This is a genomic window from Allobosea sp. TND4EK4 (assembly GCF_900156025.1).
GTDB lineage: Bacteria > Pseudomonadota > Alphaproteobacteria > Rhizobiales > Beijerinckiaceae > Allobosea.
The window spans coordinates 151,385-178,256 of record NZ_FTMO01000001.1 but is presented as its reverse complement, the minus strand read 5'-3'; the positions used below and the strand labels follow the sequence as shown (position 1 = coordinate 178,256).

Annotated in this window: 26 protein-coding genes; 13 read left to right on the top strand and 13 right to left on the bottom strand. The window is 67.6% G+C overall.

All coding sequences use genetic code 11. The features are described 5' to 3' along the window. Positions 1-217: 217 nt before the first annotated feature. Positions 218-1,354, bottom strand: coding sequence for a serine hydrolase domain-containing protein (locus BW981_RS00840; RefSeq protein ID WP_244560178.1), 1,137 nt, complete (start codon positions 1,352-1,354; stop codon positions 218-220). A 140-nt stretch (positions 1,355-1,494) separates the two neighbouring features. Between BW981_RS00840 and BW981_RS00835 the strand changes: the two genes are divergently transcribed. The 5 genes from BW981_RS00835 to dprA all read left to right on the top strand — a co-directional run bounded on the left by BW981_RS00835 (position 1,495) and on the right by dprA (position 6,093). Then, positions 1,495-2,439 carry an aspartate carbamoyltransferase catalytic subunit gene (locus BW981_RS00835; protein ID WP_076435368.1) on the top strand — a complete coding sequence of 315 codons (945 nt, stop codon included), beginning with the start codon at positions 1,495-1,497 and terminating at the stop codon, positions 2,437-2,439. A gap of 5 nt (positions 2,440-2,444) precedes the next feature. Continuing rightward, complete coding sequence (locus BW981_RS00830; protein WP_076435366.1) at positions 2,445-2,687, top strand: hypothetical protein; 243 nt, start codon at positions 2,445-2,447, stop codon at positions 2,685-2,687. Then, positions 2,680-3,978, top strand: a complete 1,299-nt coding sequence (pyrC, locus tag BW981_RS00825) for a dihydroorotase (RefSeq protein ID WP_076435364.1) — start codon at positions 2,680-2,682, stop codon at positions 3,976-3,978. The genes BW981_RS00830 and pyrC overlap by 8 nt, the downstream gene beginning before the upstream one ends. A 252-nt stretch (positions 3,979-4,230) precedes the next feature. Then, positions 4,231-4,854 carry a glycerol-3-phosphate 1-O-acyltransferase PlsY gene (gene plsY / locus BW981_RS00820; protein ID WP_076435361.1) on the top strand — a complete coding sequence of 208 codons (624 nt, stop codon included), beginning with the start codon at positions 4,231-4,233 and terminating at the stop codon, positions 4,852-4,854. Positions 4,855-4,872: 18 nt separating this feature from the next. Next, positions 4,873-6,093 carry a DNA-processing protein DprA gene (gene dprA / locus BW981_RS00815; RefSeq protein ID WP_076436678.1) on the top strand — a complete coding sequence of 407 codons (1,221 nt, stop codon included), beginning with the start codon at positions 4,873-4,875 and terminating at the stop codon, positions 6,091-6,093. 16 nt (positions 6,094-6,109) lie between these two features. Here dprA and BW981_RS00810 read toward each other — a convergent pair whose 3' ends face one another. Beyond that, the gene (locus BW981_RS00810) at positions 6,110-6,352 is read right to left on the bottom strand and encodes a hypothetical protein (protein WP_076435359.1); all 243 of its coding nucleotides are present in this window, start codon (positions 6,350-6,352) and stop codon (positions 6,110-6,112) included. 106 nt (positions 6,353-6,458) lie between these two features. Then, complete coding sequence (locus tag BW981_RS00805; RefSeq protein WP_076435357.1) at positions 6,459-7,376, bottom strand: AEC family transporter; 918 nt, start codon at positions 7,374-7,376, stop codon at positions 6,459-6,461. 236 nt (positions 7,377-7,612) lie between these two features. Between BW981_RS00805 and BW981_RS23345 the strand changes: the two genes are divergently transcribed. Then, positions 7,613-7,972 carry a hypothetical protein gene (locus BW981_RS23345; RefSeq protein ID WP_076436677.1) on the top strand — a complete coding sequence of 120 codons (360 nt, stop codon included), beginning with the start codon at positions 7,613-7,615 and terminating at the stop codon, positions 7,970-7,972. An 86-nt stretch (positions 7,973-8,058) separates the two neighbouring features. Here the strand turns inward: BW981_RS23345 and ruvX are convergent, their stop codons facing one another. The 3 genes from ruvX to BW981_RS00785 all read right to left on the bottom strand — a co-directional run bounded on the left by ruvX (position 8,059) and on the right by BW981_RS00785 (position 10,459). After that, positions 8,059-8,574: a Holliday junction resolvase RuvX gene (ruvX, locus tag BW981_RS00795; protein WP_076435355.1), complete on the bottom strand. Its 516-nt coding sequence runs from the start codon at positions 8,572-8,574 to the stop codon at positions 8,059-8,061. 57 nt (positions 8,575-8,631) lie between these two features. Continuing rightward, positions 8,632-9,639 carry a tripartite tricarboxylate transporter substrate-binding protein gene (locus BW981_RS00790; protein WP_175624015.1) on the bottom strand — a complete coding sequence of 336 codons (1,008 nt, stop codon included), beginning with the start codon at positions 9,637-9,639 and terminating at the stop codon, positions 8,632-8,634. 67 nt (positions 9,640-9,706) lie between these two features. After that, a complete protein-coding gene (locus BW981_RS00785) occupies positions 9,707-10,459 on the bottom strand; it encodes a GntR family transcriptional regulator (RefSeq protein WP_076435353.1) in 753 nt (250 codons plus the stop codon). A gap of 89 nt (positions 10,460-10,548) precedes the next feature. Here BW981_RS00785 and BW981_RS00780 point away from each other — a divergent pair, with 89 nt between their 5' ends. From BW981_RS00780 to BW981_RS00760, 5 genes are all read left to right on the top strand, one after another. Beyond that, positions 10,549-10,836, top strand: a complete 288-nt coding sequence (locus BW981_RS00780) for a UxaA family hydrolase (RefSeq protein ID WP_076435351.1) — start codon at positions 10,549-10,551, stop codon at positions 10,834-10,836. Positions 10,837-11,057: 221 nt separating this feature from the next. Beyond that, complete coding sequence (locus BW981_RS00775) at positions 11,058-12,248, top strand: UxaA family hydrolase (RefSeq protein ID WP_076436674.1); 1,191 nt, start codon at positions 11,058-11,060, stop codon at positions 12,246-12,248. A 70-nt stretch (positions 12,249-12,318) separates the two neighbouring features. Next, positions 12,319-12,939, top strand: a complete 621-nt coding sequence (locus tag BW981_RS00770; RefSeq protein WP_244560177.1) for a GNAT family N-acetyltransferase — start codon at positions 12,319-12,321, stop codon at positions 12,937-12,939. Continuing rightward, entirely contained in the window at positions 12,936-13,868 is a 933-nt protein-coding gene (locus BW981_RS00765; RefSeq protein WP_076435349.1) for a hydroxyacid dehydrogenase, read from the top strand. Before BW981_RS00770 ends, BW981_RS00765 begins: the two co-directional genes overlap by 4 nt. Beyond that, the gene (locus tag BW981_RS00760) at positions 13,865-14,833 is read left to right on the top strand and encodes an Ldh family oxidoreductase (protein WP_076435348.1); all 969 of its coding nucleotides are present in this window, start codon (positions 13,865-13,867) and stop codon (positions 14,831-14,833) included. The genes BW981_RS00765 and BW981_RS00760 overlap by 4 nt, the downstream gene beginning before the upstream one ends. Before the next feature lie 182 nt (positions 14,834-15,015). Here BW981_RS00760 and ade read toward each other — a convergent pair whose 3' ends face one another. The 5 genes from ade to gatB all read right to left on the bottom strand — a co-directional run bounded on the left by ade (position 15,016) and on the right by gatB (position 19,930). After that, the gene (ade, locus tag BW981_RS00755; RefSeq protein ID WP_076435346.1) at positions 15,016-16,743 is read right to left on the bottom strand and encodes an adenine deaminase; all 1,728 of its coding nucleotides are present in this window, start codon (positions 16,741-16,743) and stop codon (positions 15,016-15,018) included. Positions 16,744-16,818: 75 nt separating this feature from the next. Next, positions 16,819-17,313, bottom strand: a complete 495-nt coding sequence (locus tag BW981_RS00750) for a GNAT family N-acetyltransferase (protein WP_076435344.1) — start codon at positions 17,311-17,313, stop codon at positions 16,819-16,821. A 34-nt stretch (positions 17,314-17,347) separates the two neighbouring features. Further along, a complete protein-coding gene (locus BW981_RS00745) occupies positions 17,348-17,851 on the bottom strand; it encodes a GNAT family N-acetyltransferase (RefSeq protein WP_175624014.1) in 504 nt (167 codons plus the stop codon). Between the two features lie 22 nt (positions 17,852-17,873). Beyond that, positions 17,874-18,449 (bottom strand): helix-turn-helix domain-containing protein, encoded by a 576-nt coding sequence (locus BW981_RS00740; RefSeq protein ID WP_076435343.1) that lies wholly within the window; start codon positions 18,447-18,449, stop codon positions 17,874-17,876. Then, complete coding sequence (gene gatB / locus BW981_RS00735) at positions 18,449-19,930, bottom strand: Asp-tRNA(Asn)/Glu-tRNA(Gln) amidotransferase subunit GatB (protein ID WP_076435342.1); 1,482 nt, start codon at positions 19,928-19,930, stop codon at positions 18,449-18,451. Before gatB ends, BW981_RS00740 begins: the two co-directional genes overlap by 1 nt. 466 nt (positions 19,931-20,396) lie before the next feature. Between gatB and BW981_RS00730 the strand changes: the two genes are divergently transcribed. Continuing rightward, positions 20,397-21,545 (top strand): efflux RND transporter periplasmic adaptor subunit, encoded by a 1,149-nt coding sequence (locus BW981_RS00730; protein ID WP_076435340.1) that lies wholly within the window; start codon positions 20,397-20,399, stop codon positions 21,543-21,545. Positions 21,546-21,633: 88 nt separating this feature from the next. Beyond that, entirely contained in the window at positions 21,634-24,837 is a 3,204-nt protein-coding gene (locus BW981_RS00725; RefSeq protein ID WP_076435339.1) for an efflux RND transporter permease subunit, read from the top strand. 221 nt (positions 24,838-25,058) lie between these two features. Here the strand turns inward: BW981_RS00725 and BW981_RS00720 are convergent, their stop codons facing one another. Beyond that, positions 25,059-26,279, bottom strand: coding sequence for an HlyD family secretion protein (locus BW981_RS00720; protein ID WP_076435337.1), 1,221 nt, complete (start codon positions 26,277-26,279; stop codon positions 25,059-25,061). Beyond that, the gene (locus BW981_RS00715; RefSeq protein WP_076435335.1) at positions 26,272-26,760 is read right to left on the bottom strand and encodes a hypothetical protein; all 489 of its coding nucleotides are present in this window, start codon (positions 26,758-26,760) and stop codon (positions 26,272-26,274) included. The genes BW981_RS00720 and BW981_RS00715 overlap by 8 nt, the downstream gene beginning before the upstream one ends. Positions 26,761-26,872: the final 112 nt, after the last annotated feature.

Here is a 26,872-nt window from a genome sequence, read left to right as displayed (position 1 = left end):
CGGCCGCTGATGCAGCGGTGAGACATGGGGGCGGGGGCGGGCTTTGCAAGCGGTTTGGCGGCGCGGCTGGCCCGTCCGTGATCGTCCTAGGCCGTCCCGGTCGTCATGCTCGGGCTTGATCCGAGCATCTCATGCCGATGAAGGCTCCGGCGCCTCGCTGTCCGGAGTTTCTCGGGTCTCCGCTCCGCTCCGCCCGAGAATGACGGTGTCGCGCGCTTCAAACCCGCGCCGCGAGCAGCCGGTCCACGAACCCTTCCGTCGAGGCGCCCTCGATCCAGCGCAGCACCGCGACGATGTCCTGCCGCGGCTCGACCCAGATGACGTTGCTGCCGGCCCCCAGCGCCGAAAAGGCCGTCTCGGGGACATTCGTCCGCGCCGCCGGTCCGCGCGCCAGCCACCACAGATAGCCGTAGTTGCCCAGCGTGGGGGAGGGCGTCAGCGAGCGCTCGATCCACCCGCGCGAGACCAGCTGGCGCCCGTTCCATTCGCCCTTGCGCCCGATCAGCAGGCCGAAGCGGGCATGATCGCGCGCGCCGATGAACAGACCGCCGCCCCAATGCCCGCCGCCGGGAACCGACTGCAGACGCTTGCCGTCGATCTGGGCGAAGGAGGAGCTGTAGCCCTCCCAGCGCCAGTCGGATGAGGCGCCGATCGGGTCCATGATGCGCTCGCGCAGGACCTCCGGCAGCGGCCGGCGGAACAGCCTGAGCAGGGCATAACCCAGCACGTTCACCCGCACGTCGTTGTATTCGTAGAACGTCCCCGGCTCCCTGAGCTCGCGGCGCTGGCCCTTGCGGCTGTTGTCGGCGCCGGGGCCGATCTGGCGGTTGTGGTCGACCTGATCGGACTTCCCGAAGATCTCGCCCTCCCATTCGCTCGATTGCTGGAGCAGGTGACGCCAGGTGACCTTCCCGTTGTGCGGTCCCGAAAACAGCGGATCGTCGACGCTTTCGCCGACCGGCTCCTCGACATCGCGGATCAGCCCGTCATCGACGGCGAGCCCGGTCAGCACCGAGAGATAGCTCTTGGCGATCGAGAAGGTCATGTCGGTGCGGGTGGTGTCGCCCCATTCCGCCACGATCCGCCCGCCCTTGAGGATCAGGCCGGCCGGCCCGCCGCGCTCGGCCACCGGCCCGACGATCTCGGTCCAGGGGCCGCTCTCGTTCCATTCGCGGTTCCCGACATAGGTGCCGTCGGGGTAGAACAGGCTGCGCGGCCAGGGGCTCTCATGGGACTGGGCGAAGGCGACAGCCTCCTGCAGGCGGCCCGCGTCGAAGCGGGCTTCCGCCGGAGCGATGTGCTCCCAGTCCGAGCCATGAGCTGCGGGCACGAAGATCTCGGTCGCCTCTGGCACTGCACGGTCCCCTTCTGGCCGGAAAGGGAAGAGAGGTAGCGCGCCTCGGGCGAAACCTCCATGGCGTCTGGCACATGGCGCCTTCGCGGCCGCCAATGGCTTGCGCAAGGCCCGACTCGCGCCTAAACAGCCTGCTTCAAATGACATCGCCAGCACCGCTCTACCCGCACCGCCATCTGCTCGGCATCGAGGGGTTGTCCCACCTCGACATCGAGGGGCTTTTGGACAGGGCGGAGGACTATGTCGCTCTCTCGCGCCAGGTCGAGAAGAAGGCGGCGACCCTGCGCGGCCGCACCCAGATCAACCTGTTCTTCGAGCCCTCGACGCGGACCCAGGCCTCGTTCGAGCTGGCCGGCAAGCGGCTGGGCGCCGACGTGATGAACATGTCGGTCGCCTCCTCCTCGGTGAAGAAGGGCGAGACGCTGATCGACACGGCCGCGACGCTGAACGCGATGCGTCCCGACATCATCGTCGTGCGCCATCACGCCGCGGGCGCCGTCAATCTGCTCGCCCGCAAGGTCGGCTGCTCGGTGGTCAATGCCGGCGACGGAGCGCATGAACACCCGACGCAGGCCCTCCTCGACGCGCTGACGATCCGCCGCAACAAGGGCCGCATCCAGGGGCTGACGGTGGCGATCTGCGGCGACATCCTGCATTCGCGCGTCGCGCGCTCCAACATCATCCTGCTCAATGCGCTGGGTGCGAAGGTCAGGCTGATCGCGCCGACCACCCTGCTGCCTGCCGGCATCGACCGGATGGGCGTCGAGATCTTCACCGACATGAACAAGGGCCTCGACGGCGCCGACATCGTCATGATGCTGCGCCTTCAGCTCGAGCGCATGCATGGCGCCTTCGTGCCTTCGCCGAAGGAGTATTTCCGCTATTACGGGCTCGATCGCGAGAAGCTGGAGCGCGCCGCGCCCGATGCGCTGGTGATGCATCCCGGCCCGATGAACCGCGGCGTCGAGATCTCCTCGGAGGTCGCCGATGGCGCCCAGTCCCTGATCCGCGAGCAGGTCGAGATGGGCGTGGCGGTGCGGATGGCGGTGCTCGATGCGCTCGCGCAGCATCTCCCGAATGCGTGAGGGGGATGGACACCGCGCTCGCCTGGCTGGTCGGAGCGATAGGGCGGGCGCGCTTCGTCTTCACCGGGCTCTATCTGGTGGTCGCGGTGGGTTATCTCGTCGCCGATCCGCACGCCGGCTGGACCTGGTTCATCGTCATCGCCGGCGGGCTGCTCTGCATCTCGTTCTGGGGGCTCGTCGCCTTCTGGAGCTCCGTCCTGGCGCGCGGGCCGGGCTCTGAACGCCGCAATGGAACCGATCATGGCTGAAACGCAGGATGTGGCGATCGTCAACGCGCGGCTGGTCGATCCCGTCTCGGGACGCGACGAGCCGGGCTCCGTGCTCCTGCGCGGGGGCGCGATCGCCTCGGTGGAATGGGGCGCCGTGCCCGCGACCGCCGAGGGCGTCCGGCGCATCGACGCGCGGGGCCTCGTGCTGGCGCCGGGACTGGTCGATCTGCGCGCCTTCCTGGGCGAGCCGGGCGCCGAGTTCCGCGAGACGCTGGGCTCGGGCTCGCAGGCCGCCGCCGCCGGCGGCGTCACCACCATCGTCTGCCGGCCGGACACCGACCCGCCGATCGACGACCCCGCCATCATCGACTTCCTGAAGCGCCGCGCCCGCGACAAGGCGATCGTCAACGTCCTGCCCTGCGCCGCGCTGACCAAGGGCCTCCACGGCAAGGAGATCACCGAGTTCGGCCTGTTGCTGGAGGCCGGCGCGGTCGGCTTCTGCGACGGGGCCAAGGGCCTGCGCAATCCGCAGGTGATGCGCCGCGCCATGATCTATGCGCTGAACTTCGACGCGCTGATCATGAACCATGTCGAGGACCCGGACCTGCGCGGCTCCGGCGTGATGAACGAGGGCGAGTTCGCCAGCCGCAAGGGCCTGCCGGGCATTCCGGCCGAGGCCGAGACGGTGATGCTGGAGCGCGACCTGCGCCTCGCCCGCGCGACCGGGGCGCGCTACCACGCCGCCATGATCTCCTGCGCGGACTCGGTCGAACTGATCCGCCGCGCAAAGGAGGATGGCCTGCGTGTCACCTGCGGCGTGTCGATCAACAGCCTGACGCTGAACGAGAACGACGTCGGCGACTACCGCACCTTCTGCAAGCTCTCGCCGCCCCTGCGCAGCGAGGATGAACGTCTCGCCATGGTCGCTGCGCTGGCCGAGGGCATCATCGACGTCGTCGTCTCCGATCACGACCCGCAGGACGTCGAGACCAAGCGCCAGCCTTTCGCCGAGGCCGCGGACGGCGCGCTCGGCATCGAGACGATGCTCCCGGCGGCCCTTCGCATGGTCCAGTCCGGCCAGATCGGGCTGCCGCAGCTGATCGCGGCGCTCTCGACCAAGCCCGCCGCTCTGCTCGGCCTCGGCAGCGGCGTGCTGTCGGCCGGCGCCCCGGCCGATCTCATCCTGCTCGACCCCGATGCGCCCTTCGTCGTGGACAAGCGCAAGCTGAAATCCCGCGCCAAGAACTCGCCCTTCGACGAGGCGCGCCTGCAAGGAATCGTCCAGGCGACCTTCGTCGGCGGGCAGGTGGTCTATGAGGCGGAAGGCTGAGCTGCGCTGCTCCAAAGCCCAAAACCCGCCGTCATTCCGAACGTAACGGAGCGAAGATCCGGAATCCATGCCGGAACGCTTCCGAAGATGGCTCAGGCATGGATCCCCTGGTCTCCCTGCGGTCGCCCGGGATGACCCGTTTGATGTGGAGCGCTCGCGTTCGCCGGAAAGGCGCTGCGTCACGGCGTGCTCCCTTCCTATCCGCATTGAGAAATTCTATCCTGAACCTGCAAGCGGCATCCGAGGATCCGAATGGCTGAAACGTTGACCTGGAGCCTCTCCGGCTCCGCCACGCTGATCGCGCTCGTCGTCGGCTATCTCTTCGGCTCGATTCCCTTCGGCATCATCCTGACGAAGCTGTCCGGCGGACCGGATCTGCGCAGCATCGGGTCGGGCAACATCGGCGCGACCAACGTCCTGCGCACGGGCAACAAGAAGCTGGCGGCGGCGACTCTCGTCGGCGACATGCTCAAGGGCACCGCCGCCGTGCTCGTGGCCTGGCATTGGCTTGGCGGTCCCCAGGCGGCGCTCATCGCGGCGGTCGGCGCGTTCCTTGGCCATGTCTTCCCCGTTTGGCTGCGCTTTCGCGGCGGGAAGGGAGTCGCGACCTATCTCGGCATCCTGATCGGGCTCAAGGGCTGGGTCGCGCTCGCCTTCGCCGCGATCTGGATCGCGATGGCCTGGCTCTTCCGCTACTCCTCGCTCTCGGCCCTGACCGCCAGCATCGCCTCGCCGCTCCTGCTCTGGCTCGCCTTCGGGATGCCGCAGGCCGCGATGGTCATGGCTTGCCTGTCGGTCCTGCTCTGGATCATGCACCGGGAGAATATCGCCCGGCTGCTGGCCGGCCGCGAAGGCAAGATCGGCCAGAAGGGCTGAACGGTAACCATGGCTGGGATCGTGCTCTCCGATCGCCAGCGCCTCGACTGGCTCCGCCTGATCCGCTGCGAGGGCATCGGCCCCCGGACCTTCCGCTCCCTGACGAGCCGCTTCGGCGGGGCCGGTGCGGCGCTGGACGCCTTGCCCGATCTCGCCCGGCAGGCGGGACGTGGCATCCGCCTGTGCCCGCTGGCGGAAGCCGAGCAGGAGATGGAGGCGCTGCGGCGCCTTGGGGGCCGTTTCATCGCGCTTGGCGAGCTGGAATATCCACTGCCGTTGCAGGCCATCGATTCGGCGCCGCCGCTGATCGCTGTGCTGGGCGAGACGGCGGCCCTCCAGCAGCCCGGCGTCGCGCTCGTCGGCTCCCGCAATGCCTCGACGGCGGGCCTGAAATTCACCGGCCGGCTGGCGCTGGGCATCGGCGAGGCCGGCTTCGTCATCGTCTCGGGCCTGGCACGGGGCATCGACACGGCTGCCCATGAGGCCAGCCTCCCGACCGGCACCATCGCCGTGCTCGCGGGCGGGCTCGACCGCCTCTACCCGCCGCAGAACGCCCCCTTGGCCGAACGCATCCGGGCGCAAGGCGCGCTGGTCAGCGAGATGCCGCTGGGCTGGGCGCCGCGCGGGCGCGACTTTCCCCGCCGCAACCGCATCGTCTCGGGGCTCTCCCTGGCGACCGTCGTGGTCGAGGCGGCGCGCCGCTCGGGCTCGCTGATCACCGCGCGGTTCGCCAACGAGCAGGGCCGGCTCGTCTTCGCCGTGCCCGGCTCACCGCTCGACCCGCGCGCCGAGGGCGGCAACCACCTGATTCGCGAGGGCGCGACACTCTGCGCCGAGGCCGGCCATGTCGTCGAAGCGCTCCAGCCTCTGCTGGGGCGCGAAGGCCGCGACCTGTTCGGAGCGGTGCCGGCGATGCGCGAGCCGGAGCCATCGTTCTCGTCGCGCGAGCCGCTCTGGGACGAGCTCGATCTGCCGGGGGTGCCGGGCTCCCCCGCCCATCATGCCGGCGGCGACAGCTTCTTGCCCGCTCCGGCCGCCGCGATGCCGGCACCTGAGCCCGCAGGTCCGATCGATGGGCATCTGCTGGGGCTGCTCAGCCTGACGCCGGTTTCGCTCGACGATCTCGTCCGCAGCAGCGGCTACTCGGCCCGCGAGGTCGGCCGCGCGCTGGTCGAGATGGAACTGTCGGGCCAGGTCCAGCGCCATGCCGGCGGCGGATTGACCCGCCGACCGGCCTGACGCTCGCTCAGGCGTTTCAGGCTCTGGGACGGGCGGCGATCTGCTCGATCTGGATCGATGCCTCGACCCGCGCCATCTCCAGGAAATAGCACAGGGTATCGAGTCTGACGCCGCGGGCCATCAACCGGAGTTCGGCCGTCATGCTCTCGATGAAGGTGGCGACCTCCAGGGCCGAGAGCGGCAGGTCGGCCACCTGCGCGTGCTCGGGGGGCTGCGGAACGGTATCGATATCGAGCGTATCGCACGCCTTTCCCGACATGGCGGAGCAACTCCCTTGGCCGACCGGGCAAGCGCCCGCTCGCGTTACGTCAGGAGCATGATGCAATCATAAAGTGTACATTTCTACAACATTCTATCGTGCTTCATTAACCCAGCAGGAACATCGCGACGGGCAGCGTCGCGAGGGCCAGCAGGGTCTGCAGCGTGGTGATCTCGGCCATCAGCGGCGCATCGCCGCCGAGCTCCCGCGCCAGGAAATAGGCGGCGGTCGCGGTAGGCACCGCGGCGGCGATGATGGTCATGCTCAGGGCGGGCCCGGTGACGCCCAGCCGGTGCGCGAAGAACCAGGCGAGCACCGGCATCAGCACCAGCTTCAGCGTGACCGCGAGCCCGTGCGCCAGCGTCGGGCGCGCGAGCCGCTTCAGGTCCAGACCCGCTCCGACGACGAGCAGCCCGATCCCGAGCGAGGCGCGGCCGAGGATATCGAGATAGCCGGTGAGAGCGGCAGGCAGGAACCCCTGGAACGGGTTGAGCGCCAGTCCGATCGCCGAGGACCAGATGAAGGGGTTGTAGAGGATCGAGCGGATGGTCGCAGCCGCGCTCATCGGCTTGGTTCCGGCGGCGTAGCGGGCGAGGACGAGCACGCACATCACGTTGAGCAGGGGGATCATGCTGGCGACCGCGATGGCCATCAGCGTGGCGCCCAGGCGCCCTTGCAGGCTCGAGGCGAGGGCGAGCGCCACGAAGGTGTTCCAGCGCACCGAGCCCTGGAAGACCGAGGTGAAGGCCGGTCCGCCAATTCCGGCCCGCGCCATCAGCGGCCGCGCCAGCAGCAGCAGCGCGGCGACGCTCAGGATCGCCAGCACCAGGCTGAGTCCCATGGCCAGCACGGGCAGGGCGCTGAGATCGGCCATCGCCAGCGTGTAGATCACCACCGCCGGGAACAGGGCCTGATAGGTCAGGCGCTCCACACCCAGCCATTGCGGCTGCGCGACGATGCCGCGCGCCTTCAGGAACCAGCCCGTGGCGATGACGAGGAAGACGGCGATCAGGCTGTTGAGCATGGCGGCTGCCAGAAACCGTTCGGCAAGAACGAGGGGGAACTACGGATGTCGCGGAACGTTGATCGCCCGAAGACCGAGCCGACCTGTCACACGGCAGCGAGGCGGGCAAGCGCGTCAGCACGAGGCGGCCCTGCCTGCGCCGCAAAGCGGCCGCGATTGGTTCAGGTCTCATTCAACAGGGTGGCCCGAAGCTGATGAGACTTCGGGCAGAGCCCGGGAAAGGAGATATCGTCATGATGTCTTTCAGGAATAAGACTTTGATCGCCGTCACCGCCGCGAGCGTCGCGGTGGGCGGGCTCGCTGTGCCCGCCATCGCGCAGACGGCGTCCTTCGATGCCGCGAAGCTCGACAAGGTGCAGGCGGAATACAGCCAGTATCGCCACCGTCACTGGCGCGGCGGCAACCGCGGCGCTGGAATCGCGGCCGGCATCGTCGGCCTTGGCATCCTCGGCGCAGCCGCCGCTGCGGCCAACTCGCGCGCGGCCGATCCCTATTACGACGGCGGCTACTATGCAGCCCCGCCGCCGGTCTATTACGCGCCGGCTCCGGCCTATGGCTATTACCGCCAGCCCTACGACTTCCGCGATTATCGCTGAGATCGTTCGCAATCATTGAAAATGAGGCCCGCGCCATCCGGCGCGGGCCTTTTCGTGTCGGATTGCCTTTCCCTGCGGCAGGGGGCCTAGCCGCCGAGCTCGTCCTCGTCGGGAGGCAGCATGCGCTCCAGCCGGTCCAGCGCGCTCTGGAGAATGTAGGCCGCGGCCATCTTGTCGACGACGGCCGCGCGCTTGGCGCGCGAGGCGTCCGCGTCGAGCAGTGTCCGCGTCACCGCCAGCGTCGACATGCGCTCGTCCTGAAGGACGATCGGCAGCGGCGTCAGCGGCGCGAGGCTGCGGACGAAGGCGCGCGTCGACTGCACGCGCGGGCCCTCGGTTCCATCCATGTTGAGCGGCAGCCCGATCACCAGCCCGGCGATCTGGTGCTTGTCGCAGATCTTCAGCAGCGCCGCGGCGTCGATGCCGAACTTGACCCGCTGGATCGTCTCCAGCGGGCTGGCGATCTGGCGGTTCACATCCGACAATGCGAGCCCGATCGTCTTGCTGCCGAGATCGAGCCCCAGCAGCCTTGCGTGAGACGGCAGCTCGATGAAGGCCTCGAGCGGCACGATGCGGCTGGCGGGAGCGGGGGCCTTGGTCATGGCCCCCGCGGTAGCATGGGCCGCCCGCCCAGGCGAGCGTGGACGGGCGATCCGCTGTCACTGAGGCGTGACGCCGGCGGCCTTCAGCGAGACGGCCCATTTCTCCACCTCGGCCTTGAAGCGCGTGGCATGGGCCGCGCGCGTCCATTCCGCCTGCGGGAAGACCCCGGTTCCCACCGCCTTGAAGCGCTCGAGCACGGCCTTGTCCTTCAGCGCCGCCTGCAGGGCGCCGTTGAGCTTGTCGAGGGCGGCGTCGGGCGCGCCCTTGGGTGCGTAGAGCCCGTGCCAGATGGTCATATCGAGCGCGACGCCGGCCTCCTTTGTCGTCGGGACCGCGGGCAGAACGTCGAGCCGCGCGGCCGAGGTCACCGCATAGGCTCGGATCGTGTTGGCCTGGATCTGCGGCACGGCCGTTGTCGACTGGTCGCAAAGCGCATCGACCTGACCGGAAACGAGGTCGTTCATCGCCGGCCCGGTGCCGCGATAGGCCACCTGCGTGAACTTGGCGCCCAACGCCTGCGAGAGCAGCACGGCGCACAGATGCGAATTCGAGCCCACGCCCGCATGGGCGATCGAGGCCTTGTCGCCCTGCTCCTTCAGATAGGGGAAGAAGGCCTTCGCATCGGTGGCCGGGAGCGCCATCTTGCCTGCGACCACCATCGGGCCGGTGTTGACCAGTCCCACCGGCGCGAAGGCGGTCAGCGTGTCGTAGCCGAGATTGCCATAGAGCGACGGAGCCGCTGCCAGGGCCAGATGGTGGATCAGCAGCGTGTAGCCGTCCGGCGCTGCGGAGGCGAGCCGCTTGGCGCCGGCGGTGCCGCCGGCGCCGGCGATGTTCTCGACGACGAAGGTCTGGCCGAGCGTGCGGCCCATATGCTCGCCGAGCAGCCGCGCGATGACATCGCTCGGCCCGCCGGCCGCGAAGGGCACGATCAGCGTGATCGGCTTGGTCGGGTAGTTCTGTGCCGAGGCTACCGTGGGCATGACCCCTGCGGACAGGCAGGCCAGCATCCCGGCGGCAGCGGCCCGCCGGGTCAAGGTCTTGAGAAGTCGCGTCGCAAGCATGTGTTTCCTCCGGTTGTGATGGGCCGCTCTTCGGCGGCTTTCTTGAAAACCTGGTCGTGCTTGATGCTCAGCGCAGTTCGGACAGGTAGTGGACCTCCTCCGTCAGACACAGGCTGATGCGCAGCTCGACGGGCGAGCCGTCGAGCGAAAGGGCGATGCGGTCGATGCGCAGCGCGGGCTGCCCCGCCGCGGCGCCGAGCCGTTCCGCATCGGCGGGCGACAGGGCGACGGCCTTCAGCCGCTCGCGGGCATGGGCGATGGTGACGCCATAGCGGCGAGCATAGAGGCTGTAGAGGTTGTTCGGGACCGGCGCCGTCTCGATGCCGGCAAACAGCGTGTGCGGCAGGCTCAGCGTCTCGACGATCAGCGGCCGTGGCCCGAGCGCGCGCAGGCGCAGGATGCGGACGACCTGTGCTCCGTCGGCCAGCTCGAGCGCGGCCCGCTCTTCCGCGTCGGCGTGCTGGACCGTCACCTCGAGCACCGTGCTCTCGGGAAACCGGGGCTCGCCATCGTCCGGCACCAGCTTGAAGAACTGGAACAGGATGCGCCGCTCGTCATGCTCGGCCACGAAGGTCCCACGGCCCTGCCGGCGCACCACGAGGTTCTCGGCGGCCAGCTCGTCGAGCGCCTTGCGCACCGTGCCCTGGCTGACACCGATCTCGGCGGCGAGCTGGCCTTCGCTGGGCAGGGGGCCCCCCGGCGCCCAGACGCCATCCGACAGCCGGCGCAGCAGGATCGCCTTCACCTGCCGATAGAGCGGGCGGAATCCCAGCGGCTCTCCCGCCTCCGCGACCCCTCCGTCAATTTCGGGCTTGAACATGGTCATCGGTCTTATATAAGACATAAAATATAACGCCGTCGAGCGCTTGTTTCGAAGGCGGTCGACGATTGGAGGAGAGGGAGGTTTTCATGAGCAATCCGCATCTGCTGGTTCACGAAAAGAAGGATACGGTCGGGGTCGTCGTGGTCGAAGGCCTGAAGGCCGGCACCGACATGCTCGGCGTCGTCACGCACGACAATTCCGATTTCCGCCTGACGGCGAAGATGGACATTCCGATCGGCCACAAGGTCGCGCTGCAGGACATCAAGGCCGGGGACACCATCTGGAAATACGGCCAGGACATCGGCAAGGCGGTCGCCGACGTGAAGCAGGGCGAGCACCTCCATGTTCACAACGCCAAGACCAAGCGCTGGTGACCGCCAAGCGCTGCTGATCCGCAAGCATTGGTGATTCGGCGTCTCAAGAAGCGCCGCCAACTGCCGAGACAGACTCCCGAAAAGCAGCGGCTCCCTCCGGGTCGAGCCTGCTCCAGACCAAAGGAAACGCCATGTCCATCGTCGCCAATTTCGATCTGGTGAAAGGCGATCTCGACGCCATCAAGGGCCGCGAGATTGCAGCTCCTGAATTCAAGGTCCCGATGATCAAGCGCCCGAGCGGCTCCGCGCTCGACGCCTTCATGGGCTGGCGCCGCGAGAACGGCCGCGTCGGCGTGCGCAACCACGTCGTGCTGCTGCCGCTCGACGACCTCTCGAACGCGGCCTGCGAGGCCGTCGCCAACAACGTCAAGGGCACGCTGGCGATCCCGCACGCCTATGGCCGCCTTCAGTTCGGCGAGGATCTTGAGGTCCATTTCCGCACCCTGATCGGGACGGGCTCCAACCCGAACGTCGCCGCTGTCGTCGTCATCGGCATCGAGGAAGGCTGGACCAAGCGCGTCGTCGACGGCATCGCCAAGACCGGCAAGCCTGTCGTTGGCTTCGGCATCGAGGGCCATGGCGACATCGCCACCATCGCCAAGGCCTCCTATGTCGCCAAGGAGTTCCTGCAGTGGGCGACCGAGCTGCCGCGCGAGCAATGCGGCATCGAGGATCTCTGGATTTCGACCAAATGCGGCGAGTCCGACACCACCACCGGCCTCTCCTCCTGCCCGACCGTCGGCAACATGTACGACAAGTGGATCCCGCGCGGCGTCTACGGCGTCTTCGGCGAGACCTCCGAGATCACCGGCGCAGAGCACCTCTGCAAGGCCCGCGCGGCGACGCCGGAGGTCGGCGAGCGCTGGTACAAGATGTGGAAGGCCTACCAGGACGACGTCATCGAGGCCCACAAGACCGACGACCTCTCGGATTCGCAGCCGACCAAGGGCAACATCGCCGGCGGCCTGACGACGATCGAGGAAAAGGCGCTCGGCAACCTCGAGAAGATCGGCCGCGAGTGCAAGTTCATCGACATCCTCGAGCCGGCTGAGGCGCCCAAGAGCGGGCCGGGCCTCTACTACATGGACACCTCCTCGGCCGCGGCCGAATGCGTGACGCTGATGGCGGCGGGCGGCTATGTGATCCACACCTTCCCGACCGGGCAGGGCAACGTCATCGGCAACCCGATCGTCCCGGTCATCAAGATCACCGGCAACCCCAAGACGATGCGCACCATGCCCGAGCATATCGACGTCGACGTCTCCGGCATCCTGCGCCGCGACATGACGATCCCGGAAGCCGGCGATGCGCTGATCCAGAACATCGTGCGCACGGCGAATGGCCGCCTTACGGCTGCGGAGGCGCTCGGCCATCGCGAGTTCTCGATGACCAAGCTATACCGCAGTGCGTAAGCGGCACGGTGCCGCAGGTCGCCGCGCCTCCGCAAGGACGCACGGCGATCCGTTGCTCTAGGGGGCTTCGGTGTCGGCGCGGATTGCGTTGAGGGTTCCGGACAGGGCGCTGCTGGGCGCCTATGAGGCGGCGTTGCGGGAGGGCTGGTCGCCCAATACCGTCCGCAATGTTGCGCCGGAGCAGCTTGCCGCCATCGCGGCCGATCCGGACGCCTTCCTGGGCAAGCTTGTCGGCCGAGGCGGCAGGATCCGCCTGGACGATGGCACCGAGGTCGACAAGATCCCGGACCGGGTGCGCTGGGTCTTCGCGCTCGACCGGCCGGGCGAGCCTTTCGTCGGCGCGATCAACCTGCGCTGGCTGGAGGACGAGGCGGGCAGGGCGGTGGAAGCGCTGCCGCCGCATGTGCTCGGCCATGTCGGCTACAGCATCCGTCCGGCTTTCGCCGGGAATGGCTATGCTACGGCGGCGCTGGAGGCGATGCGGGAGCAGGCGCGCGAGATCGGCCTGCCGCGCCTCGTCATCACCTGCGACGCCACGAACCTCGCCTCGCGCCACGTCATCGAGAAGAATGGCGGCCGGCTGGTCGAGACCTTCGTCGCGCCGATCTACGGGCCCGATCCGCGCCTGAAATTCATCGTCGACATCGCGCCTCAGCCTCCGGCGGCCGGCGCAGGGCAGGGAACAGCATGACCGATATCGTCATCACCGAATTCATGGACGAGGCGGCGGTGGAGGCCCTGCGGGCCCGCTATGACGTCCATCACGATCCCGATCTCTTCGCCAAGCCGGACGAGCTGGAAAGGCTCCTGGCCGACGTTCCGGCGCTGATCGTCCGCAACCAGACGCAGGTGCGCGGCGCCGTGCTGGACGCGGCGAAGAACCTCAAGGTCGTGGGGCGCCTCGGGGTCGGGCTCGACAACATCGACATGGCCGCCTGCGCTGCCCGCGACATCCGCGTCTTCCCGGCGACGGGCGCCAACAGCCTCTCCGTGGTCGAATACGTCATCGGCACGGCGATGACGCTGCTGCGCGGCGCCTATTTCGCCAATGCCGCGATGCTGGCCGGCACCTTCCCCAAGACGAAGCTGATCGGCCGCGAGATCGCCGGCAAGCGCATGGGGCTGGTCGGCTTCGGCGCCATCGCCCGCGACGTCGCCCACCATGCCCGCGCTCTCGGCATGACCATTGCCGCCTACGACCCCTATGTTCCCGCGGATGATCCGGCCTGGAACCAGGTCGAGCGCCTCGAACTCGACGGCGTCCTGTCCAGCAGCGACGTGATCAGCCTGCATCTGCCGCTCACCGACGAGACCAGGGGCGTGATCGGCAAGGCCGCTTTCGCACAAATGAAGCCCGATGCGATCCTGGTCAACGCGGCGCGCGGCGGCGTCATGGACGAGGCCGAACTGGTCGCGGCGCTGAAGGCCGGCCGCCTCGGCGGCGCCGCGCTCGACGTCTTCGCGCAGGAGCCGCTCGGCAAGGACGCCGCACAGCTCTTCGCCGGCACGCCGAATCTCATCCTCACCCCGCACATCGCCGGCAATACCGTCGAATCGAACGGCCGCGTCTCCGGCCTGGTCGCCGAGCGGGTGATGGCAGCGCTGGAGGACAGGCTGTGAAGCTCTCGCTCGCCGATGCCGAAGCGCGCCTGACCGGAATCTTCGCGGCCGCGGGGGCCTCCTCCGCCAATGCCGCCTCGGTCGCCTGGGCTCTCGTCATGGCGGAGGCGGACGGGCTGAAGGGCCACGGCCTTTCGCGGGTGCCGACCTATCTCGCCATGCTGAAGGCCGGCAAGATCGACGGGCAGGCGGTGCCGGTCGCGGGCCGCCCGAAGCCCGCCGTGCTGGCGATCGACGCCCGCCACGGCTTCGCCTATCCGGCGATCGACCTCGCAGTGGCCGAGCTGCCGGAGATCGCGCGCGAGCAGGGCGTCGCCATCGCGCCGATCCGCCATTCCAGTCATTGCGGCGCCGCCGGCCTGCATGTCGAGCGGCTGGCGAAGCAGGGCATGGTCGCGCTGCTCTTCGCCAACACCCCGGCGGCGATGGCGCCCTGGGGCGGCGCCAAGCCCGTCTTCGGCACGAACCCCATCGCGTTTGCCGCGCCGCTGGCCGGCCGCGATCCGCTGGTGATCGACATGGCGCTGTCCAAGGTCGCCCGCGGGCCGATCGTCGCCGCCAGGCAGAAAAGCGAGCCGATCCCCGAGGGCTGGGCCCTCGACAAGGCCGGCAATCCCACCACCGACGCAGCCGCGGCTCTCGCCGGCACCATGGTCCCGCTCGGAGACGCCAAGGGCGCGACGCTGGCGATGATGGTCGAGATTCTGGCGGCCGCGCTGGTCGGCGCCCGCTTCGCCTCCGAGGCCTCCTCCTTCATCGACGCCGAGGGCGGGCCATCCGATACGGGACAGCTCGTCCTCGCCATCGATCCCGCCGGCATGGGCGGGCACTGGTTCGACGAACGCATGCGCCAGCTCGCCCATGCGGTGGAGGACCAGCCCGGCACCCGCCTGCCCGGGATGCGCCGGTTGAGCCTGCGCGCGAAGGCCCAGGCGGAAGGGATTCCATTTCCTGAGGAATTCTGAGGCTGTGCCGCTCGTCCCCTTGACGACCGGCTCGAACGATCAACCGGGCCGTCGCCCCGGACAAGCGGCGAAGCCGCGCCGACCCGGGAGCGGTGCCTGAACCTTTGCCGGAAACGCTCCGGAATGGATCCCGGGTCTACGCTTCGCTTCGCCCGGGATGCCTCGTGTTCGAGCGACGCCGATCACACAAGCTCGAACGCATCCACATCGACCAGCCCCTTGTCGGTGATCTTGAGGTGCGGGATCACGGGCAGCGTCAGGAACGCCACCTGCAGGAAGGGCTCCGCCAGCACGACGCCGAGGGCTTTCGCCGCCGCGCGCAGGGTTTCCAGATCGTGCCGCACCGTCTCGAAGGGCTGCTCGCTCATCAGCCCTGCGACCGGCAGCGCCAGCTCCGCCACCACGCGCTCGCCATCCGCGACGGCGAAGCCTCCGCCGATCGCGATCAGGCGGTTGACCGCCGCCGCCATCGCGACGTCGTCGACGCCGACCACGCAGAGATTGTGGCTGTCATGCCCGACGGAGGAGGCGATGGCGCCGCGCTTCATCCCGAAGCCATGGACGAAGCCGGTGGCCATGTCGGCGGCCGGCCCGTCGCTCTTGCCATGCCGCTCGATCACCGAAACCTTGATCGCGTCCTGACCGAGATCGGGCAGGGCGTCACCGTCGCGCGAGGGCAGGGCCATCGCCAGCCGCTCGGTGATGATCCGCCCCGGTACGACGCCGATCACCGGGGTCTCGCCGTCGCGCGCCTTTACGCGGAAGGCCTCGGGCGTCACGGGCCGGCACTTCACGCTGCCATGGCCGACCGCCGCCACCGCCGTGCGATCCGTGAACAGCGCCTCCTCGACCAGCCGCCCGCCCGCGATCACCTGCTTCACCGAGCAGGCCGCGAGGTCCTCCACCAGCACGATGTCGGCCCGCTTGCCCGGCCCGATGAAGCCGCGGTCGAACAGGCCGAAATTGCGCGCCGCCGAATGCGAGGCGATGCGGTAGGTCGCCAGCATATCCGCCCCGCGCGCGATGGCGGTGCGGATCATGTAGTCGAGATGGCCTTCCTCGCCGATGTCGAGCGGGTTCCGGTCGTCGGTGCAGAAGGCGAGGAAGGGCGAGGCGTCGCGCGAGATCAGCGGGATCAGCGCCTCCAGATCCTTCGAGACCGAGCCTTCGCGGATCAGGACCGTCATGCCCTTGGCGAGCTTTTCGCGCGCCTCCTCGGCGGTGGTGGTCTCGTGGTCGGTGCGGATGCCGGCAGCGAGATAGGCGTTGAGATCCATCCCGCGCACCAGCGGCGCATGGCCGTCGATATGCCGGTGGGAGAACGCCTCCAGCTTGTCGAGGCAGGCCGGATCGCGATGGATCACGCCAGGGAAGTTCATGAATTCGGCGAGCCCGATCACCTTGGCGTGGTCCATGAAGGGCACAAGGTCGGCTGCCTCCAGCCTTGCGCCGGCCGTCTCCAGATGCGTCGCCGGCACGCAGCTCGACAGGTTGATCCGCAGATCCATCCGCATCGCCTCGGCGCAGGCGAGGAAATAGCGGAAGGCATCACTGCCGAGCACATTGGCGATCTCGTGCGGGTCGCAGATCGCGGTGGTGACGCCATGCGGCAGCACGCAGCGCTCGAATTCCAGCGGCGTCACCAGCGAGGATTCGATGTGCAGATGGGTGTCGATGAAGCCCGGCACCGCGACGAGCCCGCTCGCATCGATGATGCGCTTGCCCTCGTAGCGGCCATGGGTGCCAACGATGGTGTCGCCGCAGAGCGCGATGTCGCTGTCCACCAGCCCGCCGGTGATCAGGTCGAGCAGCTTCGCGCCCTTGATCACGACATCCGCGGGCTCCTCGCCATGCCCCTGGGCGATGCGGCGGGCGAGGGTCTGGCTGGAAACCGTGGCGGCACGGGTCATGGATCGTCGTCCCTCAGGAGGCATGGCCCGACCCTGCACGGCGCATCCCGGCTTGTCGATACCGCCCGATGGCGGTCAGCCGCCGAGCTGCTTCTTGAAGCCCTCATTGCTCTGGTCGAAGCCGAGATTGCGGTAGAAGCGATGGGCGTCCAGGCGAGACTTGTTGGAACTGAGCTCGATCAGGCCGACGCCCTGCTGCTCGGCGAAGGCGAGCGCGTGGCCGATCATGATCTTGCCGATGCCCATGCCGCGGCATTCCGGCGCGACATGCACGCTCTCGATCTTGCCGCGCTTGCGGCCGCGCGCGACGAGGCCGGGGATCAGCGTGACCTGGAAGGTGCCGACCACCTCGCCGTCGCGTTCGGCGACGAAGAGCCCGTTGTCACGGCTGGCGTCAATCTCGGCGAAGGCGGATTCGTAGCCGGGATGGCGCGCCTCCTCGCGGATCGCTTCGGGCGTCATGGTCTGTGTCGCGGCGCCCAGCATGATGAGCTCGGCGATGCGGGCGACGTCGCCCGCCTTGGCGCGGCGGATGGTGATTTCGGGGGCGGAAACGGGCAGGGCGGTCATCGGCGGGTTCCCGGTCGGGCGATGGGGCGGTCGATCATGCGACGAAGAGGCGCTTGGCCATCAGCAGCGTGTTGGGCGCATCGTCGCGGCCGTCGAAACGGGCCTGGCGCTGCAGGAAGAAGCCCATGCGCTCGTAGAAGGCGATCGCCGCCTCGTTGCGGCTTTCCACCTCCAGCTTGGCGACAGGAGCCTCCGGAAAGCAGGCCAGCGCCACTTGCAGCAGCGTGCGGCCGATGCCGGTGCCCTGCCAGGCCGGGAGGACGTAAAGCCGCGTCAGCAGTGCCGTGCGGTCGCGTTCCTTGCGCGCGGACGCCGTGGCGACGATCTCCTCGCCGATCAGCGCGACGAGGAACACGCCTTCCTCGCGCCCGAGCTGGCTGGAGAGGTTCTCCAGCGAGTGCCAGGCATTGGTGATCTCGGCGACGCGCTGCCAGCCATAGAGGCCGTCATAGGTCGCGTGCCAGGTCTCGACCAGCAGCCCCCGCACCGCCGGCAGGTCGCCGGCTTCGGCATCGCGGATGACGAGGCCATTAATCAAGAAACTCCTCCAAAGATGAGTTTTATTCGTTATCGGAGAGATCTCGGTCTACTAAGAGTTGGTTCAGTACGGCATTCGATTTAAGGAATCTAATTAGAATAATTTCAATTTGCTTTCTTAGTTCTTGATCAGGTATTCTGATCAGTGAGCCCTTTTGAACAATGGGCTGCTTAAACCAAAATCGGTCTTGATGTTGTTTTATTCTGCGTCGAATATTCGCTGATCGGCCGACATATATCGGTCTCTCGCTGATATCGTAAAAAACATATACGCCCGACTCATTTGGAATAGACTCAAGATCGTGTGGGTCAAAATCTTCGAGAGACCCTAATTTTCCAACCGATGTACTTTTTTGTTCTTCTTCAATGATCGTTTTCGGAGTAACAATCTTTAGTGCGCTCTCAAGTTTTGTTCGAGTTTCTTCAGTAGGATTCTGGGTTATTCCGCGTATTATGTTATATAATTGAGGTTTCGATACCCCGGAAATGTCCGACAAATCGGCAACGGAGAGCTTTTGCTTCTTCCTGTTTCTTTCTATCCATTTTCCAAAGGGGCTTGGAGGGTTCTCTTCTTCAACAACGATTCGCCTTCTGGTCATCACTCGATCCCGAGCTTCTGCTTCAGGATATCGTTCAGCGCCTGCGGGTTGGCCTTGCCGCCCGAGGCCTTCATCGCTTGTCCGACGAACCAGCCCAGCATGGTCGGCTTGGCCTTGACCTGCTCGACTTTGTCGGGATTGGCGGCGATCAGCTCGTCGACGGCCTTCTCGATGGCGCCGGTGTCGGTGACCTGCTTCATCCCGCGCGCCTCGACGATCTCGCGCGGGTTGCCGCCCTCGGTCCAGAGGATCTCGAAGAGGTCCTTGGCGATGCGGCCGGAGATGACGTTCTCGCCGATCAGGTCGACCAGCCCGCCGAGTTGGCTGGCGGAGACCGGCGAGGAGCCGATCTCCTTGCCTTCCTTGTTGAGGCGGCCGAACAGTTCGTTGATCACCCAGTTGGCGGCGGCCTTGCCGTCGCGGCCCTTGGCCACCTGCTCGAAATAATCGGCCTGCTCGCGCTCGGCGACCAGCACCGAGGCGTCATAGGGCGAGAGGCCGTATTCGGCGATGAAGCGGGCCTTCTTGGCGTCCGGCAGTTCCGGCAGGTGGGACTTCAGCTCGGCCACGAAGGCGTCGTCGAATTCCAGCGGCAGCAGGTCCGGGTCCGGGAAATAGCGGTAGTCATGCGCTTCTTCCTTGGAGCGCATCGAGCGGGTCTCGCCCTTGCCGGGATCGTAGAGGCGGGTTTCCTGGTCGATCGTGCCGCCATCCTCGATGATGCCGATCTGGCGGCGCGCCTCGGTCTCGACCGCCTGGCCGATGAAGCGGATCGAGTTGACGTTCTTGATCTCGCAGCGCGTCCCCAGCCCGTCGCCCGGCTTGCGGACGGAGACGTTCACGTCGGCGCGCAGGTTGCCCTTCTCCATGTCGCCGTCGCAGGTGCCGAGATAGCGCAGGATGGTGCGCAGCTTCGAGACATAGGCCTTGGCCTCGTCCGCAGAGCGCAGGTCCGGCTTGGAGACGATCTCCATCAGCGCCACGCCCGAGCGGTTAAGGTCGACGAAGCTCATGGTGGGGTGCTGGTCGTGGATCGACTTGCCGGCGTCCTGCTCCAGGTGGAGCCGCTCGATGCCGACCGTGATCTGCTCGGTCGGCGAGAGGTCGACCACGATCTCGCCTTCGCCCACGATCGGGCTCTTGTACTGGCTGATCTGGTAGCCCTGCGGCAGGTCGGGATAGAAGTAGTTCTTCCGGTCGAAGACCGAGCGGTTGTTGATCTGCGCGTTGAGGCCAAGCCCGGTGCGGACGGCCTGCTTCACGCATTCGGCGTTGATCACCGGCAGCATGCCGGGCATCGCCGCGTCGACGAGGCTGACATGGGCGTTCGGCTCGGCGCCGAAGCCGGTCGAGGCGCCGGAGAACAGCTTGGCGTTGGACGTGACCTGGGCATGGATCTCCATCCCGATCACCACTTCCCAATCCCCGGTCGCGCCCTTGATCAGCTTCTTCGGGTCGGCGGGGCGGACATGCGCGTTCATGAGGACTCTTCCGGCTTCAACTCGGCCTACGCGTTACGATGTCGGCGCGAAAGCGGCAAGAGCGGGAGGGATTGGGAGATGCATGGCTGCGAGAGAAACGGCTCGGGACTCGCCGACCCCGGCCTCGCAAAAGGCGCGGGTCATCCCGGACAAGCCGCAAAGCGGCGCCGATCCGGGATCCATGCCGGAGCCTTCCCCATCAAGGTTCCGGCATGGATCCCGGGTCTCCGCTGGTCGCCCGGGACGACCCCGCCTGTTCTGGTCTGCTTGGCCGGCCTCCGGCGCCGCGCGATCACAATCCGTTGCGCTCCTGCAACCGGATGGCGGGAATGTTGCTAGATTGCGGCGGTAAAGCGCTTGATGATGGGTGATGGTTCTTGACATTCGTCACACCGCACCCCTTTTAGCGGCGACGACGGTGGGGGAAGCATCCGTGGCGACCCTGCCTGCAATCCGGAGTCTTCCCATGTCACGCAGCCGCTTTCTCGGCCTGGTGCTCACCGCGGCGTCGACGCTTCTGCTCGCGCAGGACGTGTCCGCCCAGGGTGCGCCGCCGGCCCCGCCCGTCCAGGTCGCCAACCCGCTGGCGAAGCGCGTCGCCAATTGGGACGAATATACCGGCCGCTTCGAGGCGAGCGAGCAGGTCGAGGTCCGCGCCCGCGTCTCCGGCTTCATCGACAGCGTCCACTTCCGCGACGGCGCGCTCGTCAAGAAGGGCGACCTGCTCTTTACCATCGATCAGCGCCCCTACAAACTGGCGGTCGATGTCGCCAGGGCCGATGTCGCGCGCGCCAAGGCGCAGGTCGAGCTCTCCCAGAACGAGGTCGAGCGCGCCGAGGGGCTGACGCAGAACCGGACCATCACGGCGCGCGACGTCGATCAGCGCCGCGCCAACCTCAACAGCGCGATCGGGACCCAGCAGGGCGCCGAGGCGAACCTCAAGAACGCCGAGCTCAACCTGGAATGGACCGAGGTCCGTGCGCCGATCTCCGGCCGCATCTCGAACCGCCGCGTCGATCCGGGCAATCTGATCTCCGGCGGCCAGTCCGGCGCGACCCTGCTGACGACGATCGTCGCGGTCGACCCGATCTACTTCTCCTTCGACGTGTCGGAGGCCGACTACCTGCGCTACGCCCGCATGGCCAATCTGCGCGAGGGTGCCAGCAAGGACACGGGCACCCAGGTCGAGGTCAAGCTCGCCGACGAGGCGAAATGGGACCGCCGGGGCAGGGTCAACTTCCTCGACAACGCGCTCAACGCCCGCTCGGCGACGATCCGCGGCCGCGCGGTCTTCGAGAACAAGGACCAGTTCCTGACGCCGGGCGTGTTCGGGCGGCTGCGCTTCTATGCCGGCGAAAGCGACGCTCTGCTGGTTCCGGATACCGCGATCTCGTCCGACCAGGCCAACAAGGTCGTCCTGACGGTCGGGCCCGAGAACAAGGTCGTGCCCAAGACGATCGTGCTCGGCCCGCTCAGCGAGGGCCTGCGCATCGTGCGCTCCGGCCTGACCACCGAGGACAAGGTCATCGTCGGCGGCGGCGCCAACCCGATGGTGCGCCCGGGCGTGGCGGTCACGCCTCACCCCGGCCAGATCAAGGTCGCGACGACCAACTGACGGCCTGCGGGCGCTCTCGCGCCAGGCCGACATCGCAACAGGGGCGCCTTCGGCGCCCCGCCCGCCTTTTCCGGACAGGACAGCTTCCATGTTCCGCTTCGCCCATTTCTTCATCGACCGCCCGATCTTCGCCACCGTGCTCTCGGTGCTGCTGACGATCGCGGGCACGGTCGTGATGCGCACGCTGCCGATCGCGGAATATCCGGAGATCGCGCCACCCACGGTCTCGATCACCGCAAGCTATCCCGGCGCCTCGGCCGAGACGGTCGCCGCAACGGTGGCGACGCCGATCGAGCAGGAGGTCAACGGCGTCGACGACATGCTCTACATCTCGTCGCAGTCGACCGGCGACGGCATCGTCACCATCAACGTCGTCTTCAAGGCCGGCGTCGACGTCGACCAGGCGCAGGTGCTGGTGCAGAACCGCGTCTCCTCCGCCGAGCCGCGCCTGCCGCAGGCGGTGCGCCAGATCGGCGTGCAGGTCCGCAAGGCCTCGCCCGACGTGCTGATGTTCATCCAGCTCATCTCGCCGGACGGGTCCCGCACCCAGCAATACGTCTCCAATTACGCCACGCTCTATGTGAAGGACGCGCTGACCCGCGTCGACGGCGTCGGCAACGTCCAGGTCTTCGGCGCGCGCGACTATTCGATGCGCGTCTGGCTGGACCCCGCCAAGGTCGCCGCGCGCAACCTCACCGCCGGCGACGTCGTCGCCGCTTTGCAGGCCGCCAACGTGCAGGTCGCGGCGGGTGCCATCAACCAGCCGCCGGCGAAGTCGCAGGAGGCCTTCCAGCTCTCGGTCAACACGCTTGGCCGCCTGACCGACGTGGCGGAGTTCGAGAACATCGTCGTTCGCGCCGAGGCCGATGGCGGCACGGTCCGCATCCGCGACATCGCGCGCGTCGAGCTCGGTGCGCAGGACTACACCACCAACAACTATCTCGATAACCGCGAGGCGGTCGCCATCGGCGTGTTCCAGCGCCCGGGGTCGAACGCACTGCGCACCTCGGACGCGCTGGTCGCGGAAATGAAGTCGATGGCCGCGCGCTTCCCCTCGGGCGTCGACTACCGCATCATCTACAACCCGACCGAGTTCATCTCCCAGTCGGTCGACGCCGTCGTGCACACGCTGTTCGAGGCGGTCGCGCTCGTCGTGATCGTGGTGATCCTGTTCCTGCAGACCTGGCGCGCCGCGGTGATCCCGATCGTCGCGATCCCGGTCTCGCTGATCGGCACCTTCCTGATCATGGCGGCCGTCGGCATCTCCTTCAACACGATCTCGCTGCTGGCGCTGGTGCTGGCCATCGGCATCGTGGTCGACGACGCCATCGTCGTGGTCGAGAACGTCGAGCGCTACCTCGCGCAGGGCATGTCCCCGAAGGAGGCCGCGCACAAGACGATGGACGAGGTTGGCGGCGCGCTGGTCGCCATCGCGCTCGTGCTCTGCGCCGTGTTCCTGCCCACCGCCTTCATCAGCGGCCTGCAGGGAACGTTCTACCAGCAGTTCGCCGTCACCATCGCCGCCTCCACCGCGATCTCCTGCTTCGTTTCGCTGACGCTGTCCCCGGCCATGTCGGCGGTGCTGCTGCGGCCGCATGTGCAGCACGACCCCAACGCGAAGCATGGCGTGTTCTACAAGCTCGGCGCACCGGTGCGCTGGTTCTTCCACTACTTCAACGCCGGCTTCGACTGGCTGTCGCGCAACTATGGCCGTCTGACCTCGCGTCTGATCCGGCTCGCGGTGATCCTGCTCGTCGTCTATGGCGGGCTGATCGCGCTGACCGCCCAGCGCCTCGTCCAGACGCCGACCGGCCTCGTGCCGCAGCTCGACCGCGGCTACTTCATCCTGGTCTTCCAGCTGCCGCCGGGTTCATCCCTGTCCCGGACGGATGCCGTCGTCCGCAAGGCGAGCGAGCTGGCGACCTCCCGCCCCGGCGTCGAGCATGCGGTGGCATTCGCGGGCCTCGACGGTGCGACCTTCACCATCGCGCCCAATGCCGGTGTCGTCTTCGTCACGCTGAGCAGTTTCGAGGAGCGGGCCAAGCATGGGCTGACCTATCAGGGCATTCTCAACGATCTGCGCGGGCAGATGTTCGGCAACATCACCGAGGCATTCCCGCTCGTCATCGAGCCGCCGGCGATCTCGGGCATCGGCAATGGCGGCGGCCTCAAGGGCTATGTGCAGGACCGGGGCGGCCGCGGGCTCGCGGCGCTCGAAGGCGCGACCTGGATGGTGGCCGGTGCGGCCGGCCAGATCGACGGCATCCAGCAGCCCTTCACCCTGTTCTCGACCAAGACGCCGCAGATCTTCGCCGATATCGACCGCACCAAGGCGGAAATGCTGGGCGTGCCGGTCACACGCATCTTCGAGACGCTGTCGGTCTATATGGGCTCGGCCTATATCAACGACTTCAACCTGCTCGGCCGCACCTATCGCGTCACCGCGCAGGCGGATAATCCCTTCCGCCTGACGACCCGCGACGTCGCCAATCTCAAGACCCGCAACGCGGATGGCGAGATGGTCCCGATCGGCTCGGTCGCGACCTTCCACGACACGACCGGCGCCTATCGCGTGCCGCGCTACAACCTCTATCCGGCGGCCGAGGTGCAGCTCTCGATGAAGCACGGCTATTCGACCGGCCAGGGCATCGCGGCGGTCGAGGCGCTGACGCAGAAGGTGCTGCCGCCCGGCTTCGGCTTCGAATGGACCGAGATCGCGCTGCAGGAGAAGCTCGCGGGCAATACGGCAATCGTCGCCTTCGGCCTCGCGGTGGTGTTCGTCTTCCTGCTGCTGGCGGCGCTCTACGAGAGTTGGCTCCTGCCGCTCTCGGTCATCCTGATCGTGCCGATGTGCATTCTGGCGGCGATGATCGGGGTGAATTTCGCCGGGCTCGACCGCAACATCCTGGTCGATATCGGCCTCGTCGTGCTCGTCGGCCTTGCCGCGAAGAACGCGATCCTCATTGTTGAGTTCGCCAAGCAGGCCGAGGAGGAGGGGATGAACCGGCGCGACGCCGCCATCGCCGCCGCCAAGACCCGCCTGCGGCCGATCCTGATGACCTCGCTCGCCTTCGTCCTGGGCGTGCTGCCACTGACGATCTCGGTCGGTGCCGGCGCGGAGATGCGTCAGGCGATGGGTATCGCGGTGTTCTCCGGCATGCTGGGCGTGACCTTCTTCGGCCTGATCTTCACGCCGGTGTTCTACGTCATGGTGCGCTGGCTCGCGGATCTGCGCGGCACGAAGCGGAAGGCCGAGGGCACGCCGCCGGTGCAGCCCACCGGGGCGCACTGAGCGGAAGCGGCCGCGCCGCGGCGGACGCGAGACGACGATCGAAAAGGCCGCGACCCTCGCGGCCTTTTTGCTGTCGCGGGCGCCGCAGGCTTGGGGGCAGAGCCGCCAGGACCGCGCTGCGACACGCCGGCCAGCGAGGCGGCGATATCGGCGGCGCGAAGCCGCCATTCCGGGAAGGCGCGGGCGAGCCGGTTGCGCCGCCCCGCGATGGTGCTCGCCATTCAGTGCCCGCTGAGCACGAGCACCTTGATCGGGGCCATGATGGCCTGGATGCGCAGGATCGCGGCATGGACCACGCCCGTGGCGTCGATCGCGTGCAGGGCAAAGCGCCCGAGCGCCGAGTGCTTGCCCGAGGCGATCTCGTCATGATGGTTCGAATAGGCGTTGGCCGAGCAGTTGCTGCCCGGAACCAACCCCTCGAACCCGCCTTCGTAGAGCGGCTCCATGAAGACCAGCACCGAGCCGACGCGGATCGCCTGCGAGAGATCGACCAGTTGGTCGCTGGTGCGGAACTGGCCGGTCGCCACGAAATCCTGCACGTCGGTCACCACCACCGGGATGATGGTCCAGGGTTTCGACAGGCAGGAGACTTCGCCGATCATGCCCACCTTGAGCGAGGGCGCCTCGATCTGGGTGAACGCGGCCTGGATGGCGCGACGTCCGGCATCGGCCGGGATCAGCACGCCCGCCGGGCGCATGAAGGGATTGACCAGATCACCGACGCGGACGGCAAACTGCTCGACATGCCCGGCGATGCCGGCCCGGATCATCGTCTTGTCGAGCTCGACCTGGGCCTGAGCCAGCGCGGCCTCGGCGCTCGCCTTGGCGGCGGGGAGCTGCACCGCAATGCGGGCCTGGGCGGTCTCCTGCTGGGCGATGGCGGCGGCGAGCGCGGCCTGGGCGCCGGCAGCCGTGTTCTCCAGCCGCTCCAGCTCCCGGTTCGAGACGACGTTGTCGTTGCGGCGCTTGAGCTCCTGCTTGGTCTGCAGCTCGTCCTGCGACTGCTGGTTGTTCGCCCGCGCCTCACGGATGCGGGCGTCGCTGGTCTGGAGATCGACGCGCGCGACCGTCATCTCCGCCTCGATCTCGCCGATCTTGGCGCGCGCCGCCGTTAAGGCGCTCTCCTGTTTGGCGCTGTCCAGCCGGACCAGCGGTGCGCCGGCCTCCACCGTCTGGCCCTGCCGGACATAGACCTCCGCGACGCGGCCGCCGACCTCCGGCACGATCGGCACGGTGCGGAAGGAAAGCGTCGCGATCTGGGTCGCCGGGTGGAAATAGAACACCACCGTCAGCAGCGTCACGGTCAGCATCAGGCAGGTGACGATGCCCCAGCGCAGGTCGAACCAGACCGAGTAGAAGGTGATCCGCTTGCCCTGGACGAAGCGGCGGAAGAGGTAGTCAGGCAGAAGCGTGACCAGCGAGCAGAGCATCACCTCAAGCATGGCTCGGCCCTCCCTGAGCGGCGACCTCGGCAGGAAGCGTCTCGGCCGCCGCGGCCGGGGCCGCAGCAGGAGGCGGCGCAGCAGGAGGTGGTGTGGCAGACGTCGCCTGAGCCGGCGACTCCCCGGCATCCTCGGGCGGAATGCCCGCAATCTTCTCCAGAGCGCCCGCCATCCGGCGCAGGGGCGTCCAGACATCCGGGATTTCGATCAGGGCCAGGATCAGCCCGATCACCCAGAAAATGTGCATATGCGTGAACAGCGCCAGCAGGCCGAGCACGGCGACGACCTCGAACTGCAGCTTGTGGGTCCGGTGAGCCATCCGCTCCGGCAACGTATGCAGATGCAGGAACAGCAGGCCGACGGCGAGGACGGCGCCGATGATCAGGATACAGCAGATCAGGAAGAGCGTGTCGGACTGCCCCGGTTCCGTTACGAAACTCGGCAGATGCTGGGTCGCCAGCGGATGAAGTGGTGTCGTCACGGATGCCCCCCGGCCCGTTGCGAAACAGGTGGCCGGAGCGGCTGTGGCCGCCGGCGCCGGCTCACGCCGCTCCCAACGGTCGCGATCATCCCGGTTTGACGAATGCTGTCAA

What these genes read in the sequence shown, in the direction of transcription:
- BW981_RS00810 (WP_076435359.1), bottom strand. Translation starts at nt 6,352, where the DNA reads ATGTCGGGAAAGGCGTGCGATACGCTCGATATCGATACCGTTCCGCAG.
- BW981_RS00785 (WP_076435353.1), bottom strand. Translation starts at nt 10,459, where the DNA reads ATGTTCAAGCCCGAAATTGACGGAGGGGTCGCGGAGGCGGGAGAGCCG.
- plsY (WP_076435361.1), top strand. Translation starts at nt 4,231, where the DNA reads ATGGCTGAAACGTTGACCTGGAGCCTCTCCGGCTCCGCCACGCTGATC.
- BW981_RS00720 (WP_076435337.1), bottom strand. Translation starts at nt 26,279, where the DNA reads ATGCTTGAGGTGATGCTCTGCTCGCTGGTCACGCTTCTGCCTGACTAC.
- BW981_RS00725 (WP_076435339.1), top strand. Translation starts at nt 21,634, where the DNA reads ATGTTCCGCTTCGCCCATTTCTTCATCGACCGCCCGATCTTCGCCACC.
- BW981_RS00775 (WP_076436674.1), top strand. Translation starts at nt 11,058, where the DNA reads ATGATCAAGCGCCCGAGCGGCTCCGCGCTCGACGCCTTCATGGGCTGG.
- ruvX (WP_076435355.1), bottom strand. Translation starts at nt 8,574, where the DNA reads ATGACCAAGGCCCCCGCTCCCGCCAGCCGCATCGTGCCGCTCGAGGCC.
- BW981_RS00780 (WP_076435351.1), top strand. Translation starts at nt 10,549, where the DNA reads ATGAGCAATCCGCATCTGCTGGTTCACGAAAAGAAGGATACGGTCGGG.
- BW981_RS23345 (WP_076436677.1), top strand. Translation starts at nt 7,613, where the DNA reads ATGTCTTTCAGGAATAAGACTTTGATCGCCGTCACCGCCGCGAGCGTC.
- BW981_RS00740 (WP_076435343.1), bottom strand. Translation starts at nt 18,449, where the DNA reads ATGACCAGAAGGCGAATCGTTGTTGAAGAAGAGAACCCTCCAAGCCCC.
- BW981_RS00835 (WP_076435368.1), top strand. Translation starts at nt 1,495, where the DNA reads ATGACATCGCCAGCACCGCTCTACCCGCACCGCCATCTGCTCGGCATC.
- gatB (WP_076435342.1), bottom strand. Translation starts at nt 19,930, where the DNA reads ATGAACGCGCATGTCCGCCCCGCCGACCCGAAGAAGCTGATCAAGGGC.
- pyrC (WP_076435364.1), top strand. Translation starts at nt 2,680, where the DNA reads ATGGCTGAAACGCAGGATGTGGCGATCGTCAACGCGCGGCTGGTCGAT.
- BW981_RS00805 (WP_076435357.1), bottom strand. Translation starts at nt 7,376, where the DNA reads ATGCTCAACAGCCTGATCGCCGTCTTCCTCGTCATCGCCACGGGCTGG.
- BW981_RS00730 (WP_076435340.1), top strand. Translation starts at nt 20,397, where the DNA reads ATGTCACGCAGCCGCTTTCTCGGCCTGGTGCTCACCGCGGCGTCGACG.
- BW981_RS00765 (WP_076435349.1), top strand. Translation starts at nt 12,936, where the DNA reads ATGACCGATATCGTCATCACCGAATTCATGGACGAGGCGGCGGTGGAG.
- ade (WP_076435346.1), bottom strand. Translation starts at nt 16,743, where the DNA reads ATGACCCGTGCCGCCACGGTTTCCAGCCAGACCCTCGCCCGCCGCATC.
- BW981_RS00790 (WP_175624015.1), bottom strand. Translation starts at nt 9,639, where the DNA reads ATGCTTGCGACGCGACTTCTCAAGACCTTGACCCGGCGGGCCGCTGCC.
- BW981_RS00830 (WP_076435366.1), top strand. Translation starts at nt 2,445, where the DNA reads ATGGACACCGCGCTCGCCTGGCTGGTCGGAGCGATAGGGCGGGCGCGC.
- BW981_RS00750 (WP_076435344.1), bottom strand. Translation starts at nt 17,313, where the DNA reads ATGACCGCCCTGCCCGTTTCCGCCCCCGAAATCACCATCCGCCGCGCC.